Source organism: Methylocella sp., from assembly GCF_044226135.1.
Classification (GTDB): Bacteria; Pseudomonadota; Alphaproteobacteria; order Rhizobiales; family Beijerinckiaceae; genus Methylocapsa.
The window spans coordinates 41,145-58,427 of the sequence record NZ_JBGAHM010000005.1 but is presented as its reverse complement, the minus strand read 5'-3'; the positions used below and the strand labels follow the sequence as shown (position 1 = coordinate 58,427).

At 67.5% G+C, this 17,283-nt stretch carries 16 protein-coding genes; 5 read left to right on the top strand and 11 right to left on the bottom strand.

The genetic code is table 11. The features are described from left to right. Positions 1-82 precede the first annotated feature (82 nt). Positions 83-1,294: an MFS transporter gene (locus ACILRB_RS04115; protein ID WP_395665025.1), complete on the top strand. Its 1,212-nt coding sequence runs from the start codon at positions 83-85 to the stop codon at positions 1,292-1,294. Between the two features lie 90 nt (positions 1,295-1,384). Next, complete coding sequence (locus ACILRB_RS04110) at positions 1,385-1,912, top strand: flavin reductase family protein (RefSeq protein WP_395665024.1); 528 nt, start codon at positions 1,385-1,387, stop codon at positions 1,910-1,912. Between the two features lie 24 nt (positions 1,913-1,936). Here the strand turns inward: ACILRB_RS04110 and ACILRB_RS04105 are convergent, their stop codons facing one another. Further along, the gene (locus ACILRB_RS04105; RefSeq protein WP_395665023.1) at positions 1,937-2,830 is read right to left on the bottom strand and encodes a LysR family transcriptional regulator; all 894 of its coding nucleotides are present in this window, start codon (positions 2,828-2,830) and stop codon (positions 1,937-1,939) included. A gap of 109 nt (positions 2,831-2,939) precedes the next feature. Here ACILRB_RS04105 and ACILRB_RS04100 point away from each other — a divergent pair, with 109 nt between their 5' ends. Next, positions 2,940-4,094 carry a TDT family transporter gene (locus ACILRB_RS04100; RefSeq protein WP_395665022.1) on the top strand — a complete coding sequence of 385 codons (1,155 nt, stop codon included), beginning with the start codon at positions 2,940-2,942 and terminating at the stop codon, positions 4,092-4,094. A gap of 246 nt (positions 4,095-4,340) precedes the next feature. Beyond that, the gene (locus tag ACILRB_RS04095) at positions 4,341-4,973 is read left to right on the top strand and encodes a DsbA family protein (protein WP_395665021.1); all 633 of its coding nucleotides are present in this window, start codon (positions 4,341-4,343) and stop codon (positions 4,971-4,973) included. 33 nt (positions 4,974-5,006) lie between these two features. On the opposite strand, the gene ACILRB_RS04090 is transcribed toward ACILRB_RS04095, so the two are convergent. The 8 genes from ACILRB_RS04090 to ACILRB_RS04055 form a co-directional block, all read right to left on the bottom strand. Further along, positions 5,007-6,140: a cupin domain-containing protein gene (locus tag ACILRB_RS04090; RefSeq protein ID WP_395665020.1), complete on the bottom strand. Its 1,134-nt coding sequence runs from the start codon at positions 6,138-6,140 to the stop codon at positions 5,007-5,009. Positions 6,141-6,178: 38 nt separating this feature from the next. Then, positions 6,179-6,919, bottom strand: coding sequence for a YoaK family protein (locus tag ACILRB_RS04085; RefSeq protein ID WP_395665019.1), 741 nt, complete (start codon positions 6,917-6,919; stop codon positions 6,179-6,181). Positions 6,920-7,120: 201 nt separating this feature from the next. Then, entirely contained in the window at positions 7,121-8,470 is a 1,350-nt protein-coding gene (clcA, locus tag ACILRB_RS04080; protein WP_395665018.1) for a H(+)/Cl(-) exchange transporter ClcA, read from the bottom strand. Between the two features lie 137 nt (positions 8,471-8,607). Beyond that, complete coding sequence (locus ACILRB_RS04075) at positions 8,608-8,811, bottom strand: hypothetical protein (RefSeq protein WP_395665017.1); 204 nt, start codon at positions 8,809-8,811, stop codon at positions 8,608-8,610. A gap of 434 nt (positions 8,812-9,245) precedes the next feature. After that, complete coding sequence (locus ACILRB_RS04070) at positions 9,246-9,836, bottom strand: transglycosylase SLT domain-containing protein (RefSeq protein ID WP_395665016.1); 591 nt, start codon at positions 9,834-9,836, stop codon at positions 9,246-9,248. Further along, on the bottom strand, positions 9,784-11,610 hold the full coding sequence (locus ACILRB_RS04065) for a flagellar hook-length control protein FliK (protein WP_395665015.1): 1,827 nt from the start codon (positions 11,608-11,610) through the stop codon (positions 9,784-9,786). The genes ACILRB_RS04070 and ACILRB_RS04065 overlap by 53 nt, the downstream gene beginning before the upstream one ends. Continuing rightward, positions 11,607-12,788, bottom strand: a complete 1,182-nt coding sequence (locus ACILRB_RS04060) for a hypothetical protein (protein ID WP_395665014.1) — start codon at positions 12,786-12,788, stop codon at positions 11,607-11,609. Before ACILRB_RS04060 ends, ACILRB_RS04065 begins: the two co-directional genes overlap by 4 nt. Continuing rightward, on the bottom strand, positions 12,785-13,963 hold the full coding sequence (locus ACILRB_RS04055) for a MotB family protein (protein ID WP_395665013.1): 1,179 nt from the start codon (positions 13,961-13,963) through the stop codon (positions 12,785-12,787). The genes ACILRB_RS04060 and ACILRB_RS04055 overlap by 4 nt, the downstream gene beginning before the upstream one ends. Positions 13,964-14,029: 66 nt before the next feature. Between ACILRB_RS04055 and ACILRB_RS04050 the strand changes: the two genes are divergently transcribed. Continuing rightward, positions 14,030-14,335, top strand: coding sequence for a hypothetical protein (locus ACILRB_RS04050; protein WP_395665012.1), 306 nt, complete (start codon positions 14,030-14,032; stop codon positions 14,333-14,335). A gap of 257 nt (positions 14,336-14,592) precedes the next feature. On the opposite strand, the gene fliF is transcribed toward ACILRB_RS04050, so the two are convergent. Both fliF and ACILRB_RS04040 read right to left on the bottom strand, forming a co-directional pair. Further along, complete coding sequence (gene fliF / locus ACILRB_RS04045) at positions 14,593-16,236, bottom strand: flagellar basal-body MS-ring/collar protein FliF (protein WP_395665011.1); 1,644 nt, start codon at positions 16,234-16,236, stop codon at positions 14,593-14,595. A gap of 123 nt (positions 16,237-16,359) precedes the next feature. Continuing rightward, complete coding sequence (locus ACILRB_RS04040) at positions 16,360-17,238, bottom strand: flagellin (RefSeq protein ID WP_395665010.1); 879 nt, start codon at positions 17,236-17,238, stop codon at positions 16,360-16,362. Between the last annotated feature and the right edge of the window lie 45 nt (positions 17,239-17,283).

Below are 17,283 nucleotides of genomic sequence, written 5' to 3'. Positions count from 1 at the left end.
TCGCGCGAATAGGGAAATCGCGCGCGCAGGAAAATCGCGCGAAGGAGTTAAAGTCGCGCTCCGCGCGAACGGGAGAAGCGCCGTGCGAAGCGTCGACCGCGGGCGTTACGCCATGCTGGGCCTCGTGGGGGTCGTGCTCGTCCTGTCCATGGCGACCTGGTTCTCGGGCACCGCCGTTCTGGGCGAATTGCAGCGCGCGCACGGGCTCGACGAAGGCCAGGCCGCCTGGATCACCAACGCCGTGCAGCTCGGCTTCGTCGTCGGCGCGGTCGGATCGAGCGTCTCGGGCCTCGCCGACGCGATCGCCGCGCGCCGGCTGATGACGGGCGCGGCGCTGCTTGCGGCCCTCGCCAATTTCTCCCTTCTCGCGGCGCCGGATTTTTCCGGGCTGTTTGCGGCGCGCTTCGTCACCGGCCTCGCGCTCGCGGGGCTTTATCCGCCGGCGCTGAAGGTGATCGCCGGCTGGTTCGTCAAGGGTCGCGGCCTCGCCATGGGCGCGGCGGTCGGCGCGCTGACGCTCGGCTCGTCGGCGGCCTATCTCATCCGCGCCTTCGGCGGCGTCGACTGGCGCCTCGTCGTGACCGTGTCCTCGGCCGCGGCGCTCCTCGCCGCCGGCCTGACCGCGGCCTGTCTGCGGGAGGGGCCTTACGCCGCCGCGCGGCCGAAATTCCGTTTCGACGGCGTCGCCCTCGTGCTGCGCGACCGCGGCCTGCTGCTCGCCAATCTCGGCTATTTCGGCCACATGTGGGAGCTTTACGCGCTCTGGGCCTGGTTCTTCGCCTATGCGCAGGCGGCCGAACGCGCGCCGGCGCTCGCCGCCCTGCCGTCGGCCGCCATCCTGGCCTTTCTGGTGATCGGCGCCGGCGCCGCGGGCTGCGTCTGCGGCGGACTGCTCGGCGACCGCATCGGCCGCACCGCGACGACCGCGCTGATGATGTCGATCTCGGGGGTTTGCGCGCTGGCGATCGGCTTCGCCTTCGACGGGCCGGCCTGGCTGTTCGGCGCCGTCGCGCTGGTCTGGGGCTTTACGGCGGTCGCCGATTCGGCGCAATTCTCCGCCGCCGTCTCGGAGCTCGCCGACCGCGAGACGATCGGCGCGGCGCTCGCGCTGCAGACCGGGATCGGCTTCGCGCTCACGCTCGTCTCGATCCGGCTCGTGCCGCTGCTTGCGGGGGCGGTCGGCTGGCGCTGGGCTTTTCTGATGCTCGCGCCCGGGCCGTTCATCGGCGTGCTCGCCATGCTGGCGCTGCGCCGCAGCCCTGAATCGCTGCGCGTCGGCGCGGGGCTCAGATAGGGCGCCCGCGCGTTTGCGCACGCTCATCGCGCCGGCGGGCGCGAAGCGTTAACGGAGAGGCAGGCGGCCGGTCTGCGCGGAGTCCTGCACATGAAGGAAATCCCACTCAAAGACGCCTATCAGCTCGTCGAGCCAGGCCCGACGACGCTCCTGACCACGCGCCACGAGGGCCGCGCCAACGTCATGACCCTGTCATGGCACATGGTGGTCGATTTCACGCCGCGCCTCGCCTGCGTCGTCAGCGAGGCGAATTTCAGCCACGCCGCCCTCAGGGCGACGGGCGAATGCGTGATCGCCATTCCCGACGTCGGCCTCGCCGCCAAAGCGGTCGAGATCGGCAATTGTTCGGGGCGCGAGGTCAGAAAGTTCGAAGCCTTCGGCCTGACGCCAAAGCCGGCGCACAAGGTCGGCGCGCCGCTGGTCGCCGAATGTTTCGCCAATCTCGAATGTCGCGTCGTCGACGCGCAGCTCGCCGACACATACAACCTGTTCATCCTCGAAGTCGTGATGGCGTGGCGCGATCCGCGCAAGAAGGCCCCGAAAACGATCCATCATCAGGGCTACGGGCGCTTCATCGTCGACGGCGAGACGATCGAGCTGCCGTCGAACATGCCGTGAGCCGACGGCCCTTGAGCGACGGCTTCAAAGGTCCGCGCCGCCGGACGCGATGAGGGCGAGCAGGGCCCCGGCCGCGCGGCCGCGGCGGCGCGCGCGCGCTTCCACCGCGTAAAAGGCCCGGTCCTCGAAACGCAGCGGCGCGAGGCGCAACAGGCCAGCCTCAAGGCTCGGCGCGACGACCGAGGCCGAAAGCGCGCTGACGCCGAAACCCGCCTCGACCGCCGCCCGCGCCGCTTCGTTCGACGGCATTTCGATGGCGACGTCAAGCGACGCCGCGGCGATCCCGAGCCTTTTGAGCGCCGCCTCAAAAGCCGAGCGCGTGCCCGAGCCGCGCTCGCGCATGACCCATTTCTGGCCGGCGAGATCGCCCGGCGAGAGACTGTCGCGGCCGGCCCATTCATGCTGCGGCGGCGCGACCAGCACGAGCCGGTCCTTCGCCACCGGACGAAGCTCGACGCCCGCGCTCTCGATCATTCCCTCGATGAAGCCGATGTCGGCCTCTCCGGCCTCGACCGCCGCGGCCGCCTGCGCGCTGTTGCCGACCGTCATCCTGATCTCGACGTCGGGATAGGCGCGATGAAACGCCGCGAGATGGCGCGGCAGCCAGTAGCTGGCGATGGTCTGGCTGGCCACGACCCTGAACGTCCCCCGCCGCAATCCGCCGATCTCGGCCAGCGCGCGCTCGGCCGCCGCGGCGCGCGCGAGCACGGCGCGCGCTTCGTCGAGAAAGAGCCGTCCCGCCGGCGTCAGCTCGATGCGCCGGCCGACGCGCTCGAACAGCGCCGTCGCATAGCGCCGCTCGAGCGCCGCGATCGCCGCGCTCGCCGCCGACTGGGTGAGGTTCAGCGCCCGCGCGGCCTGCGTCATGTGCTGGCGTTCGGCGACCGCGACGAAGATCCTGAGCTGTTCGAGCGTCATGGCGGGCCATTCAATCAATTCAAACGATCATAATAAGCATAATAATCAATTATATTGTTTGATTGATCCGCGCCATATCAGTCTGCGACGCCACAGAGGAGACGCAGCCATGCTTCACGACAGCTTCACGCGGCGCGCCGGCGACGGGCTTCCAGCCTGGCTCGCCGTCCGCATCCGCCATTTCACGCCGAACTGGTTCGCGGCGACGATGGGCACGGGCGTCCTCGCCCTCGCCCTGCGCCAGCTGCCGTTCGAGGCGCCCGGCGCGCGCGAGGCGGCGCTGGCGCTGTTCTTCCTGAACATCGCGCTGTTCGGCCTGTTCACGCTGCTCTACGGGCTGCGCTGGCTCCTGTTCTTTCATGAGGCGCGGCAAATTTTCCTGCATCCCGTCGCCTCGATGTTCTTCGGGACCATTCCGATGGGGCTCGCGACCCTCGTCAACGGGCTCGTCGTGTTCGGCGTCCCGCTGTGGGGCGAGGCGGCGCTTTCGGCCGCGCGCGGCCTGTGGCTCGCCGACGTCGCGCTCTCCGTCGCCTGCGGCCTTGGCGTTCCGTTCCTGATGTTCACGCGCCAGCCGCATGAGCTTGAGAAGATGACGGCTGTCTGGCTGCTGCCGATCGTCGCGGCGGAGGTCGCCGCCGCGAGCGGCGCGCTGCTCGCCGCCCAGGGCGGGCCCGACGCCTTCCCGCTCGTCGTCGCGGGCTATGCGCTCTGGGCCTTCTCGGTCCCGCTCGCCATGAGCTTTCTCGTGATCCTGCTGCTGCGTCTGATCCTGCACAAGCTGCCCGAGCGCGAGATGGCGGCGACCGGCTTTCTCGCGCTCGGGCCGATCGGCACCGGCGCGCTCGGCCTGCTGCTGCTCGGCGCCGCCGCCCCGCGCGCCTTCGCCCAGGCCGGGCTCGCCGGCGCGGGCGACGTCGCCTTCGGGCTTGGCGTGGTCGGCGGCGCGGTCCTCTGGGGCTACGGCCTGTGGTGGCTCGCGCTCGCGCTGATGAAGACCGCCGTCTATCTGCGCCGCGGCCTGCCGTTCAACATGGGCTGGTGGGGCTACACCTTCCCGCTCGGCGTCTACGCCCTGGCCACGCTCTCGCTCGGCCGCACGACGGGCCTTGGCGCGCTCACGGGTTTCGGCGGCCTGCTCGTCGTCTGCCTCGCCGCGATGTGGCTCGTCGTCGCCGCCCGCACCCTCGCCGGCGCATGGCGCGGCTCGCTGTTCGTCTCGCCCTGCCTCCTCGCCATGCGGAGCGGGCGCGCCCCGGCGTGACGCCGGCGCGGGGCTCCGGCGGGCCGCCGGCCGCTCGACAGCCGCGGCGAACGCCGTCATGATGGCGCGGCGCCGGCCTGCGGGCCGCGGCTCCGTCCTGAACCCGCGGCGCTTTTCACGCGGCCTCCGTTTCGCCCGGCCGCCCAGTCGCCTGGCTCTGGGCCACGAAAGCGTCGGCCGGCGTGCCGAAGCCTTTCGCGGCCGCCGCCGTGGCGGGCCCGACTCCTGATCCTGTGAGGCCTGATCTTGAAACGCAGAGATTTTCTCGCCCTGTCGGCGGGCGCGGCCCTTGCCTGCGCGCTCGCCTCGCAAGCGGGGCGCGCCGCGGCGCAGGGCGTCGACGTCGACGCCATCCTGCACGATCCCGACGCGCCCACCGGCGGGAACCCGCAAGGCGACGTGACCATCGTCGCGTTCTTCGACTACAATTGCCCCTACTGCAAGAAATCAGCCCCGGACCTTCAGCGCGCCGTGAAGGAGGACGGCAGGACGCGCCTCGTCTACAAGGACTGGCCGATTCTCACGACCGCCTCCTTCTATGGCGCGCAGCTCGCGCTCGCGGCCAAATATCAGGGCAAATATGAAACGGCCCACCACGCGCTGATGGGCATTTCCGGCCGGCGCGTGTCGGAGGAGTCGATGCGCGACGCGGTCAAGCGTTCCGGCGTCGACATGGCCCGCCTGCAGGCCGACCTCGACGCCCATGGCGCGGAGATCGGCGCGCTGCTCAAGCGCAATCTGGCGCAGGCGGATTCGCTCGGGCTCGAAGGCACGCCGGTCTATCTCGTCGGCCCGTTCAAGACCTCGACGCTCGATTATGACGGCTTCAAACAGGCGCTCGCCGAGGCGCGCCGGCGCCAGGCCGACGCCCGGCGGTGAGCGCGCGCGGGCCGGCCGAGCCCGCGCCAGAATTCAGCCCTTGACGACCGGGCTGTAGCTCTGGCGCAGCGCCTTCATCAGCGTGTCGCCGACGTCGAGATGGCCCTGGACGAGGCCCGGAGGGGTGAGCGCCATCCACTGGTTCAGCGACACGTCCTTGTATTCGCCCTTGCTGAAGACGTTGATGACCTTGGTCGCCCCGCCGCTGGTGTTCTCGATGTAGTGGGGAAGCGTCTTCGGCACATAGCCGACGTCGCCCGCGACGAAATCGAAGGTGCGGGCGTTGTTGACCGCGTCGAACACCGTCATGCGCGCGCTGCCGCTGATGTAATATTGCAGTTCGTCGGCGTCCGGATGCCAGTGGATTTCGCGCATGCCGCCGGGCTCGAGGTCGATGATCAGCGCCGCCATGTTGGTGACCGCGAAGCTCTTCGAGTCGATGATGTTGGTCGCGCCTCCGGGAAATGTGTTGGGCGCCTTCTTCGAGGCCCTGAACACATATTTGTCGGTCATCGTCGCCGCGCCGAGTTGCTTGCGAACGTCCTCGATCGGCCCCGGGACCGGCAGGCGGAAGATGTATTTTTCGGACGCCGGCAGCCCATCGAAGGCGCTTTCCGGCACGCCGAAATTCTTGGCGAGCACGCTGCGCGGCGTGTGCGCCATCAGCTCGGTGATCAACAGCGTCTGGTTCTCGGAGAAATTGCCGTCGTTGAAGACGAGCACGAATTCCGTGCCCTCCTCGAGGCCCTGGATCGCATGCGGAAAGCCCGCCGGCGCGAGCCACAGATCGCCGGGCTCGAGGTCCTCGACGAGCGTCTGGCGCTTTTCATCGACGAGATAGAAGCGCACGCGGCCGGCGAGCACATAGGCCCATTCGGCCTCCTTGTGCCAATGCAGTTCGCGAGTCACCCCGGGTCCGAGCCGCATGTCGACGATGGCGAGCTCCTTCAGCGACGGATTTTCGCGGATCGTCACCTCGCGCGCCCAGCCGCCGTCCTCGAGGCGGTTGTGCGCCATGGCGAAGGGGAATTTCAGATTGGGGATGCCGCCCTTGTCCGTCGCGGGCGGAATAAGCACGTCCGGATTTTGCGCCTCGACCGCCGGGTTGCGCGGTCCGGCGATGTCAGCGCCAAGATGGCCGACAATGGGCTGCGGCAGATCGTTCATTGGACGGTCCTTCGGATTCGGAGACGTTTCGATGGAGTTCAACCGATCAGGCCGCCCTGGGTCGGATCAGCCGTCTTGGGATTTCTCAGCGCCATCGCGGTGAGGATGAGCGCGAGCGCCGCCGAAATAAAGAGCGACGCATGGTTGAGAACATTGAGATCGACATAGAAGCCGAGGCCGCCGCCGGCCGCGAAGCCGAGCAGCACGGAAAAGAAGACGCCAGCCCACATCAGATTGGGCTCGCTGTTGATCCCGTTCTTCTTGAACAGGCCCTGAACCAGGAAATTGAACGCCATCTGCACCACGAAAGTCACGGCGACGTTGCCGTAGAGCATGCCGTGATTCTTGTGGAAGGCGTTGCCCTGCGCGCCGGCGACGAAGCTCACGGCGTAGGCGACGACATGCGGGTCGATCACGCCGAGCCTGGAGGCGACGCCGAGGCCGGCGAGCGCGACGCATTCGAAGCCGAGCACCACTGGCGTGAACACGCGGCCGCCGCGCAGCATGGTCGTCATCAACATGCCGCACAGGCCGGAGCCCAAGCCGAAGGCGAGGACCGAGCCGAGGGAGAAGACGAAGGCCGGCCAGTCGCCCTGGACGAGGCGATAGCCGCTCTGCACGACGTTGCCCGACTGGACCGTCGCGAAAGTTTGCGCATGGGCGAGCGTCCATGCGTTCAGGAGCCCGGCCATGAATGCAAGGATGAACCCGACGGTCCGGTCCTCCATCAGCGGAAACCGAATTTTCTCCGGGTGCTCCTGGATGACTATTGTAGTCATGGGACCCTCCTTGCGACCGATTTCGCCGGCCTTGACGGCATCGGATGGCGGTCGATTCGGCCACAGACCTCGACGCGCTATCTTGGCCGACTGATGGTCACCTTCAACTCAACTTTGTTTAACCGGACGAACAAGCGTGTCGCGCCGCGCCCGTCTTGCCGGCGGCGGCCCGCGCGGCGGCGTCGGAAGGCTCGACAGGCTTCATGCGAGGCCCTTCGGCGCGGCGCGGTCGGCCGGCCGCTTCACTCCCGCTTCCGCGAGCGTGCGCTCGAGCAACTGGGCGTAGAGCGGCCGGCCGCCGCTCCACTGGGCGACGAGATTGGCGGCGACGCAGGTGGCCATCAGCGGCATGGCGAGCGCATAGGAGCCGGTGAGCTCCATCGTCAGCGCGACGCCGACGATCGGCGCGCGCACGGACGCCGTGAACAGGCCGCCCATGGCGGCGATGGCGAAGGCCGTGGAGACGATTGCGGCGTCAGGCGCGGCCAGCCGCGCCATGCCGGCGAAGGCGAGGCCGACGCAGGCCGCAAGCGCGAGGATCGGCGCGAAGACGCCGCCCGGAACCCCGCTCGAATAGCTGCCGACGAGGGACAGGAAGCGCAGCGCCGCGACGACGAGCAGCGCGCCGACGCCAAGATCCATCGGCGCGATCTCGAGAATCACGCTTTCGCCGCCGGTCACGGCCCAGGGGAGCAGGATGAACAGCGCGCCGACGGCGAGCCCGACCGCCGCCGTGTAGAGATAGGGCGCGCGCCGCTGGCAGCGCGCGCCGAGCGCCGTCGCCCACATGATGCTGGCGTTCAGACCGGCTCCCACGACGCCGAGGACGGCGCCGAGGGCGAAAAAGAGGGGAAGCTGGCCGAGCGGCGCCTGCGCGGCGGACAGCGGCAGGTCTGGCCCTGTCCCGCCGATCAGCTGCGTGACGAAGGTCGAGGCGAGGGCCGCGACGATGACGCCCATGTAGGTGCGAAACGTGTAGGGAAATTCGTCATGGGTTTCTTCGATGATGAAGAGAACCGCGGCCACCGGCGCGTTGAAGGCGCAGGCGAGCCCCGCCGCCGCGCCCGCAGCCAGGAGGCCGCGGCGCTCAAGCTCGGTCCCGCCGAAGATCTCCGCCGACGCCGCGGAGATCGAGGCGCCGATATGGATCGTCGGCCCCTCGCGGCCAAGCGCGAGGCCCGAGCCGATCGCCACGACCCCGCCGACGAATTTGGTCGGCAGGACGCGCCGCCAGCGCACTTCGCGAAGGCCCTCCATCGCGCCTTCGATTTCCTGAACGCCGCTGCCGGCCGCCTCGGGCGCGACGCGGCGCACGAGAAAGGCCGACAGCACGGCGCAGACGAGGGTGACGCCCGCCGCCGCGCCGACCAGCGCCCAGCCTTCGACGACTTCGCCGAGCCAGCGCGGCCAGACGATCAGCCTGTCGATGAGAAGATGGAATATCGAACCGACAAGGCCCGTGCAGGCGCCGGCGAGGGCCGCGAGGGTCGCAAACCGCAGTTCGCCCGGCGCGTCTCCGGGAAATCCTCCGGCGAGTTGATCTGCGTCCATAAGCCTCGTGCCGGATCAGGCGCCGCAGCGCGGCCAGACATGCCGGACAGGTCTCGCGCAAGCCCGTCAGCGTGGCGTCAGGCGCCTCGCCGCCGGCTCCGCCCGAGCGGCCGGAGCCCAGACGTTCTCAGACGCTTTCAGGCGCTCTTGGCCAGAAGGTCGGCTTCGACGCCATCGAGCGCCTTGCGAATTTCGGCCAGAATCAGCCGGTCCGCAGCCCCCTGATCGACGTCCGGCACATCCCAGTCAAAGATGGCGCGATATTTTTCCACAAGCGCCTTGACGTCGCCGCCAAGCTGCTTGCGGCGGCGATCCATTTCCACCTGCTCAATTTCGGCCATGGCTTTGTCCTCGATTAAGTCGGCCCGATGTTAGCGGGCCGAAGCGCCAAGACCAAGCCCGATGCGCGCGGCGAGGCCGTGTCCGCCGCGCCGCGCAGGAGCTGGAGGCCGCGGGCGCCGCGCGCGGACGCAAAAACATTGACCCACGCCCCGGCCGCGCGGCGCCGGCGAAAGCGCCGTCTGCGAACCTCAGGTCGAGCGGCCGGTCGAACATCGCGAGGGCGGCGGTCCCGACCCGGGCCGCGGCCGGCGCGGCCGCCCCTTCCCGTTTTGCGCGAACGCGCGCGAATTTAAACGCCGGGGATGCGAAGTCGGCGCCTTCGACGTCGCCCTCCAGATTCAGTTCCGCGCGGCAGAGCGCGACGCCCGCCGTCGCCCGGCGCTTCACATGACGCAGGCAATCCATGCGCCGCGCAAAGCCGCGCGCCCGCGCCTCATTGCGAAGCTCCACAAAAGCTTTTCGCGTTGGCCGTCCATGCGCCAAAGCCGCTGCGGACCAGATTGGAGATGACCCGACACACATAGGTCTTCTGCGCGACGACGTTGCCGGGGCCGGCGTGATATCGCGCCGCCGCCAGCGTCCAGTCGCCTTCCCTGTCCTTGAGCGCGCGCAGAAAACGCGCGGCGTAGTCGACGTTCCGTCGAGGATCGAACATCATCGCCACGGATTCAAATTTGTCGCCATGAAAATGATGATTGATCTGCATGCAGCCGACGTCGATCAGCTTCGCGCCGTTTTGTCGCGCGGCTTCAAAACGCGTCATGGCCTCCGCGACGGTGGCGGACGAAACCGACGCGCCTTCTATATTCAGGGCGTAGGGGCCAAGCTCGCCGCCGCGCCCTGTCTCGGTCAGGCCGACGGCGTAGAGAATCGCCAGCGGCACGTTGTGCCGGCGCGCCGCGCGCTCCATTTCGCGCTCGCACAGGCCGCCTTCATGCGCCTGTGAAACAGAGACGGAGCCAAGCGTGAGACTACAGATAAAGACCGTCAGCGCGGCCCGATTCGAATGAAGGCTTCTCCACATCGTCATTGCCGTTCCGGCTTTGGCCCTGCGAAAAATGATCGCGCCGCTCGAAGGCGTTCGAGCCGCCCGAAGACGCAAAGGCGGCGCCCCGCTCCTGCGGCGCGGCGACAGGGCTCGCCGGGCCGGCGCCGAGAACGTTCGCCGCGCCGGCGCCGTCGTCCACGCCATGCTTGACGTCGAGATGGCCGATCGCATAGCCCGCGGCCCGCAATCTGTGCGCAAGACGGGCTTCATCGTCTCGGATGAGGTTCGCCGCCTCAGGCTGCGTCGCGTCGATTTGCACGTCGAGCCGTTCTCCCGACAGGCGAAGGCGGATCGTCACGCGGCCGAGATTTTCCGGCTCCAGTTGCAAATCAAGGCTTCGGATCGCCGTGTAGACGCCGGCGCCTTTCGCGTTCGCCAGATCGGGCGCCGGCGCATCCACGGCGTTCGGGGACGCCGCGCCCGACATGTCGTGAACGCCCGCGACGATGGCGTCGCCAAGTTGAATGATCGGCGGATAATGTACGCCGGTCGGCGGCAGATGCGTCTGGCGATCGAGGATCGTCAGGTTGAGGCGGTTGGCCCCGTCGGCGTTCGCACCCTCGGCCGTCGTTGCGGCGAGGCTTGCGAACGGCGCCTTCGCAGGCGTGAAGCTTGCGCCGCCGCGCGCCGCGACGGCAAAATTCGCCAGTTGGGGGATAGGTTTCGGACCCGCGCCGTCTCGCACGGACGCGCCGTCCTGTCCCGGCCGCAGAAATGAACCGGGAGGCGCGGCGGCGAGAACGGCGTTCGGGAGAGCGGCGTCCGCCCTCGCTGCGCCCGTTGCGCCGTCGACCGCGCCGACCCTCGTGCTTGCGCCGTCACGATAGGCCGCATTCGCGCCGGGCGCGAACGGGGGCACGGCCGGCCAGGGGACGTCCGCATCGCCAGATCTGGCCCCGCGTAAAAAATTTTGCGTCTTGGCCGCCGCGCCATTCGCCTTCGACGCGCTGGCGTCGTCAGCGGGCGGAGTCGCGCGAGACGCGTCTCGTCGCCGGCTATTCGCAATGTCGACGTCGCGAGGAGCGCCGGCGATCGACGGCGCAGGCGCGCCACACCATCGTTCCGGCGGCGCCGACGTAGCCCTCACCATGTCGGCCGCGTTCGTCGTGGTCAGGTCCTGCGGATCTGCCGCCAGCGACCATATCGGCCGCGGCGAAGCGCCTGCGTCATCGCCGACGGTCCCGTTTGACGGACCGGCGTCGCTCAGCGGGCCCGTCGACCGGCGCGGAGATCGCCGACAAGCTTCGCCTTCCGGCTCATCGCCCCGTCTCCCGATCGGCGCCAAATCCTGCGCGTCTGCGGCCGGCTCATGCGCATGTGGCGTGTTCGCGCCGACCTGTTCGGGGGCGCTTTCGGCGTCGTCGCAAAATTGCGCCAGGAGGCCGTCGCCAAAACGGCCTGCGACGTCGCCTCCCGCATTGGCGCGCCGGCCCTCGGGCGCATTTGCGTCTCCGTCGCCTCCCGATTTGCCGACATCCCGTTCGTGTGCGGCGTCTGTCGTCATAAGCCGCCCGTCAAGCGTCCGCTTCAAGCTGGCCGCCTCGGCGAGGCCTCCTCGCCGCTCGGGCGCCGTCTCGCCGCCCGCGGCGTCCGGGGCCTGTTGAGCTTTCGACCGCAACCTGCCCAGGACCTCGCCAAAGGCTTGCTGCGAGTCGAAGTCCGTAGATTTGCCCAAACGCCGCTCTGGCGCCGCGGAGGCGAGCGACGCCTGTTGCGTTGACGCGTTCACGGGCGATCCGAGCGTCGTCACTTTATGCTCCTTCGCAGAAGATCGTCTGTTTGCGCCAACGCAAGCTCGGCCCGCCGATCGAGCGGCGTCGCTTCGGCGTTCGATCCGGCTTGCGCCTTCGCCTGCAATTCGGCGTCGGAAATCGGCGGATCGGAAACCAACTGTCCGGCGATCCTGACGACGGCGCTCTTGAGAACACGATCCTTGTTTGGCAGCGCCGCATCGTCGCTTCGCGACAAATCGTCCATTCCGCGCTCGACGTCGCCGGAAAGTATTTTCGCCGCTCCCACGTAAAGGCTGGCGCGCGACGCCGCTGCGGCCGACTGGGCCGCCAGAGCCTTTTCGGCCGCTGAGCGCGCCGTGTCGAGCCTGCCCAGATAAAGCGCGTACTGGGCCATGCTTAAATAGAGCTCGACGCGATAGGGGCCTTCGATTTCGAGCAACAGCTGCGAAAGCCGCCGTTTCTGCTCCGGCTCTTCGCTCAGGCCAAAACGGCCGATCGACTCTCCAAATCGCCGGCGAAACTCCTCCGCGTAGAACGATTTGCCAAAACGGCGGAAATATCTGCTCGACGTCGTGACGAAGCGGTTGAAGTCAAGCGTCTCATACGCGAGCAACACAGATCGGCGCAAGGCCGCCTCCTCAACCAGGCTTCCTGGCGCATATACGCCCGCCTTGTCGAGAAGAACGGCCGCGGCTTTCGGATCCTCCTTCGCGATCAGAGCAGCCTGCGCGAGCGAGAGCAGGCCGGCTACGGCCGCCGAGGTTTGACCTGCGTCGATGGGGCCAAGAAGCGCCTTCGCCTTGTCCTGACGTCCTTCAGCATAGGCGAGCGCGCCCTCCGCCAGAGACGCGCTTTCCGCCGGAATGACGCCCGCCTGAACAATCGAGCGCAACACGCGCGGCTGACCGCCGCTCAGCGTATAGGCGACCACAGCCTGAACATTCCAGGGGCGCCTCCACACATTGACGTCAAAGGCCCGAAATTTCCGCGCCAGCTCCTCGCTCAGCTCGACGACACGCGCTTTCGCCGCCGCATCGCCGGTCGTGAGCCGGTCTTGCGCGTCCATCAGCGCATGGGCCAGCGCAGCCGGACGACCGCCGTCTTCATGGGGCGCCTCCGGACGCTCCTGTCCACAGGCCACATGCGCCGACAACAGCGACAGGATCACGGCGAGCGCTTTCCGACACATCGTCATTTCTCCTTTCGCAGCAGAATTTCAATCCGTCGATTGACCGGAGCGAAAGGATCGTTCGGCGCTTTCAGATGTCGATCCGCATAGCTTTCAATTCGTTCAAGGCGCTTTTCGTCGAGCCCTCCACGCGCGAGCATGTAGGCCGCCATCTGCGCTCGCGCGGCGGACAGACGCCAGTTGTCATAATCCGCCGACCGGAACGGACGCCCGTCCGTGTGGCCGCGAACGACAATCTTGCCCGGACGGGCCTTGAGCATCTCGCCGATCACGCCCATGATCTTGACAGTTTCAGGCTCGGGCCTCGCCGAACCTACCCGAAACATCGCAAAATCAGGATCATCGGTCAGACTGATGAGGACGCCTTCCGGCGTCGAAGCCACCTCGACGCCCGGACCGTGGCCAGGCGTCTGCGCTCTGATCTTTTTGTCGACGTCGGCTTTCATTTGCTCGGCCTCACGCTCATATGTCGCCGTCCGATCGTTCGCGTCCGTCTTGGCGGGAACGGCGCCCGGCCGTGCGACATGCGCGCTTCGCGTTTCGGATTTTGGCGCCGCTTGCGCCGCTTCTCCACCGACCGCATTGACGCCGTCCGTCGACCGGGGCGCGTTACGACGATCTGGCGCGTCATGCGCGTCGAGCGATTTCGCCACACGGGGAACGGTGGTGAATGGATCCGAAAAGACGTCCGAAGCGTCGGCTGAGCCGGCGTCAGAACGTTCGTTGTCGTCGCCCGCCGCGCGCGGCGTCCCTTCTTTCCCGCTTGCGGCGATTTCGGCGAGCGCCGAATAGGGATCCTTGAACATCGCCGCGTCCGTCGGTGTGCGCGATTTCGCGTCCGACCGCTCGGCGGCGGCGGTCTCCACCGGCTCGTGGTCGCCGTCGCCGTTCGTCTTCGGCTCGGCATGGCTGGCGCCTGCGCCAAGCTCGGTCTTTTTCGGATCACGAAATCCCTTCTTGAGCGTCGTGACGTCGACCAGCTTCACAGGGTTGAAATACTGCGCGACGGCCTGTTTGGTCTTGTCGCTGGTCGAGCTGATGAGCCAAAGCACGAGAAACAGCGCCATCATCGCCGTCATGAAATCCGCGAATGCGATCTTCCACGCGCCGCCATGATGTTCGTCGTCATGCGATCCGTGCCGTTTGATGACGACGATTTCGTGCTGTTCGGTCTCGGCCACGGTCTACTCCGACGCACGTTTGAATGAGTCCCGCCAGGCGGACAGCCGCGTTTCGATCTCGGTCTTATGCGCGACGACGCGCACGCCGGGCTCTCCGTCGTCGATGAATTCGACCGGCGTCGCAATCATGTCGAGACGGCTTCGCGCCGATCGGAGAAGGTCGGCGCTGCCGTGAACGGCGAGTCGCGGCGCGCCGCCTCGGACAATCGCCCTGACGGTCGACGCCAGTTCGTCGAATGCGCGTTCACGCGCCGTCGCCTCAAGAAACGCCTGCATGAAATTCGACAGGCATTCGGCGACGCTTTCTTCGAGCAGAAGAAATCCCGCCCGCAAGTCCTCGGCCAGACGCGACCCTTCTTCCTGCGCCCATGAGTCTCGCGCAAGGGCGCGCGCGCTCAACGCGTCCTGACGCTCCTCCTGCAGCCTGCGTTCATAGACGCGCGCCGCTTCGTTCGCGCCCTCCGCCCGCGCGTCTGACAGCGCGGCCTCAAACGCCGCGTCCTCCGGCGCCGCCGGATCCGCGTCGCGCGCCGGGTTTGCGTCGATTTCGGCGTCCCGAGCCGGCGCGACGGCGGGCGTCGGCGTCATGGCGCCAAATCTCGCAAGAACATGGGCGACGGGACGCGGCTTCACGCATACTCTCCCTGGCGTAGCCACTGCTTGAGAATCGCCGCCGCCTGCTCTTCGTTGAAGTCGACGATCTGTTCGAGCCGCTTCTGCGACGAGCGCCGCGGCGCGTTCGTCAGATCCTCGATCAGATTGACTTCAGGCTCGGGCGCCCACTCGCCGAGCTGGAGGCCGGGGTCGCCCATGGCGTCGGGCACCGAGAAATTCTCGAGGGCTTCGAGCTCGGCGATCTCCTTGGGGGCGGACTGGGCGACGATGGCGCGGGCCGCAGGCCTCAGGCCGAACCAGATCAGGAGCAGCGCGACGATCAGGATCGTCGCCGCATTCAGCACATTGCCCGACTGCCGCACGAGCATTTCGGCGATCGACGGCGGCGGCTGCGGCTCAAGGTTTCGGTCAGCGTCGATGAAGTCGACCGCCGTGATCTTGACCACGTCGCCGCGCGCCATGTTGGCCCCGGCGGCCGACGCGATGAGCTGGCGCAATTCGTCGAGCTGGCGCTCCTGCGCCTCCGCCGCAGGCGCTCCGCCGCCGGGCGCGGCCAGGGCCGCCTTGTTGATGAGCACGGCCACGGAAATGTTCTCGACGGCGTATCCTCCGCTTACGGTGTTGACCGTCTTCGACGACACTTCGTAATTGGTCAGCTCCTCGCTCTTTTTCGTTTCCTCGCTCGAACGCTTGCCGTCGTCGGCCTTCACCTGCTCCTGCGGAAGATTGCGCTCGACCGTCGTCGGCGACTGGCTGACGCTGTTCTGAGTCGTCTGATTCTGGCGCGTGACCTTGACCGAGCGTTCTACGCGCGAATCCGGATTGTAGATCGTCTCATTGGTCTGTCTTTTGTCCGTGTTGAGCCGCGCGGCGACGCTGACCTGAAAATTGCGCAATCCGAGATAGGGCGTCAGCGTCTTTCTGATGTTGCCGAGGATCTCCTGCGAGACCGTGCGCTCAAGCGTGAACATGCCGCCGGGCGCGGCGTCGGCGAGATCGGACCCCGAGGCCAGCAGCACGCCTTCGGTGTTGAGGACCGTGACCTGCTCCATCGGCATGCCCGGCACGGCGGAGGCCACGAGATGGCGGATCGACTTCGCCGCGCTCACGTCGTCCGCCATTTCGGTGCGGATCACCACAGACGCGGACGGCGGCTCCCGCGAGCGGCGGAAGGAGCCTTCGTCGGGCATCACGACATGCACGCGCGCCGCCTTGACGCCGCGCATCAGCTGAATGGTGCGGGCGAGTTCGCCTTCGAGCGCGCGCACGCGCGTCACTTCCTGCATGAAGGTCGTGAGGCCGAGCGAGCCCAGCTTGTCGAACAGTTCGTTGCCGGCGTTCATGCTGTTTGGCAGGCCTTTTTCGGCCAGCAGCATCCGCGCGCGCGCGGTCTCGCCATAGCGCACGAAGATCGTGTTCCCCTCGGCGTTCACGTCGAAGCCGACGCCGGCCTCCTTCAACGCCGCGCCGATGCGGGCGACGTCCTGCCTGTCGAGGCCGGAATAGAGCGTCTCCAGCGACGGCCGGCTGAGAAAATAGCCGGCGAGCCCGGTCATCGCGAAGAGCGTCACGCCGATCATCGCGAGGGCTATGAGGCGACGCGATCCAAGCTTGAGCAGGTTTGCCCATATCTGCTCGATCTGCTTCTGACGAACCATGTAGTTTCTCAAACGACGGAAGAGACGCGCAGAGGCTACCGGCTCAAGCTTGTCCGAAGATTGCAAAACAAAACGGGCCGCGCCCCTATGGAGCGCGGCCCGCGACCCGCCGTCCGGCGGCGGTTACTGGAAGAGCTTCAGGATCAGCTGCGAGTTGGAGTTCGAGATGCTCAGGGCCTGAATGCCGAGCTGCTGCTGCACCTGGAGCGCCGCGAGCTTGGTCGCGGCTTCGTTCATGTTGGCGTCGACGAGCGAGCCGACGCCGGTCGTCAGTGAATCGCTGAGATTCGAGATGTAGGTCTGCTGCGTCGAAATGTTCGTCGACGTCGCGCCGAGCTGGCTCGCCGCGGTGGTCATCGAGCTGATCGCCGCTTCCACGTCCTTCAGCATGTTGGAGATGTCGCCCGCCGTCGCCGTGGTGACGTCGAGCGTGAGGATCGACGCCGACGCGTAATTGGCGCCCGTCGAGCCGAGGATGCCGGAGGTCGCGCCGGTGGTCGCGTCAAACAGCGCCGTCTGGCTGGTGTCGAGGCTGAGGAAGCTGACGCCGTTCGACGTGTCATAGGAGGCGACGAGATTGACGTTTCCGCCGCTCGTTTCGAGGAAGTTCAGCCCGTTAAACACGGCGGAGCTTCCGATGCTGACGAGCGACGCCTGCTGAAAGGCGATGTCGGTCTGGATCTTGCCCAGATCGGCGTCGGCGGCGGAGGCCGTGACGAGCGCCTTCTTGATGTTGTCGACCACGGAAATCGAGCTGTTCAGCGCGTTGGTCATGGTCGAGACGAGCGCCGAGCTTTCGCCGAGCGCGTCGGAGACGGAGCCGAGCGCCCCGACGTTCGACTTCATCTTGGTGGCGATCGACCAGTAGGCGGCGTTGTCGGCGGCCGTGCTGATGCGCAGACCGGTCGAGATCTGATTTTCGGTTTTTGACAGCGACTCCTGCGTCTGGGTCAGGGCGGCGAGCGCCGTCATGGCGGCGGTGTTGGTCAGAAGGCTCGACATGGAATGTCCCTTGGCGTTCAGATGATGGGGGACATACCGGATTTG

Coding starts and splice junctions, on each gene's coding strand:
- ACILRB_RS04090 (WP_395665020.1), bottom strand. CDS start 6,140: ATGAACGATCTGCCGCAGCCCATTGTCGGCCATCTTGGCGCTGACATC.
- ACILRB_RS04085 (WP_395665019.1), bottom strand. CDS start 6,919: ATGACTACAATAGTCATCCAGGAGCACCCGGAGAAAATTCGGTTTCCG.
- clcA (WP_395665018.1), bottom strand. CDS start 8,470: ATGGACGCAGATCAACTCGCCGGAGGATTTCCCGGAGACGCGCCGGGC.
- ACILRB_RS04100 (WP_395665022.1), top strand. CDS start 2,940: ATGCTTCACGACAGCTTCACGCGGCGCGCCGGCGACGGGCTTCCAGCC.
- ACILRB_RS04070 (WP_395665016.1), bottom strand. CDS start 9,836: ATGTGGAGAAGCCTTCATTCGAATCGGGCCGCGCTGACGGTCTTTATC.
- ACILRB_RS04050 (WP_395665012.1), top strand. CDS start 14,030: ATGCGCGACGACGCGCACGCCGGGCTCTCCGTCGTCGATGAATTCGAC.
- ACILRB_RS04040 (WP_395665010.1), bottom strand. CDS start 17,238: ATGTCGAGCCTTCTGACCAACACCGCCGCCATGACGGCGCTCGCCGCC.
- ACILRB_RS04060 (WP_395665014.1), bottom strand. CDS start 12,788: ATGACGATGTGTCGGAAAGCGCTCGCCGTGATCCTGTCGCTGTTGTCG.
- ACILRB_RS04075 (WP_395665017.1), bottom strand. CDS start 8,811: ATGGCCGAAATTGAGCAGGTGGAAATGGATCGCCGCCGCAAGCAGCTT.
- ACILRB_RS04110 (WP_395665024.1), top strand. CDS start 1,385: ATGAAGGAAATCCCACTCAAAGACGCCTATCAGCTCGTCGAGCCAGGC.
- ACILRB_RS04105 (WP_395665023.1), bottom strand. CDS start 2,830: ATGACGCTCGAACAGCTCAGGATCTTCGTCGCGGTCGCCGAACGCCAG.
- fliF (WP_395665011.1), bottom strand. CDS start 16,236: ATGGTTCGTCAGAAGCAGATCGAGCAGATATGGGCAAACCTGCTCAAG.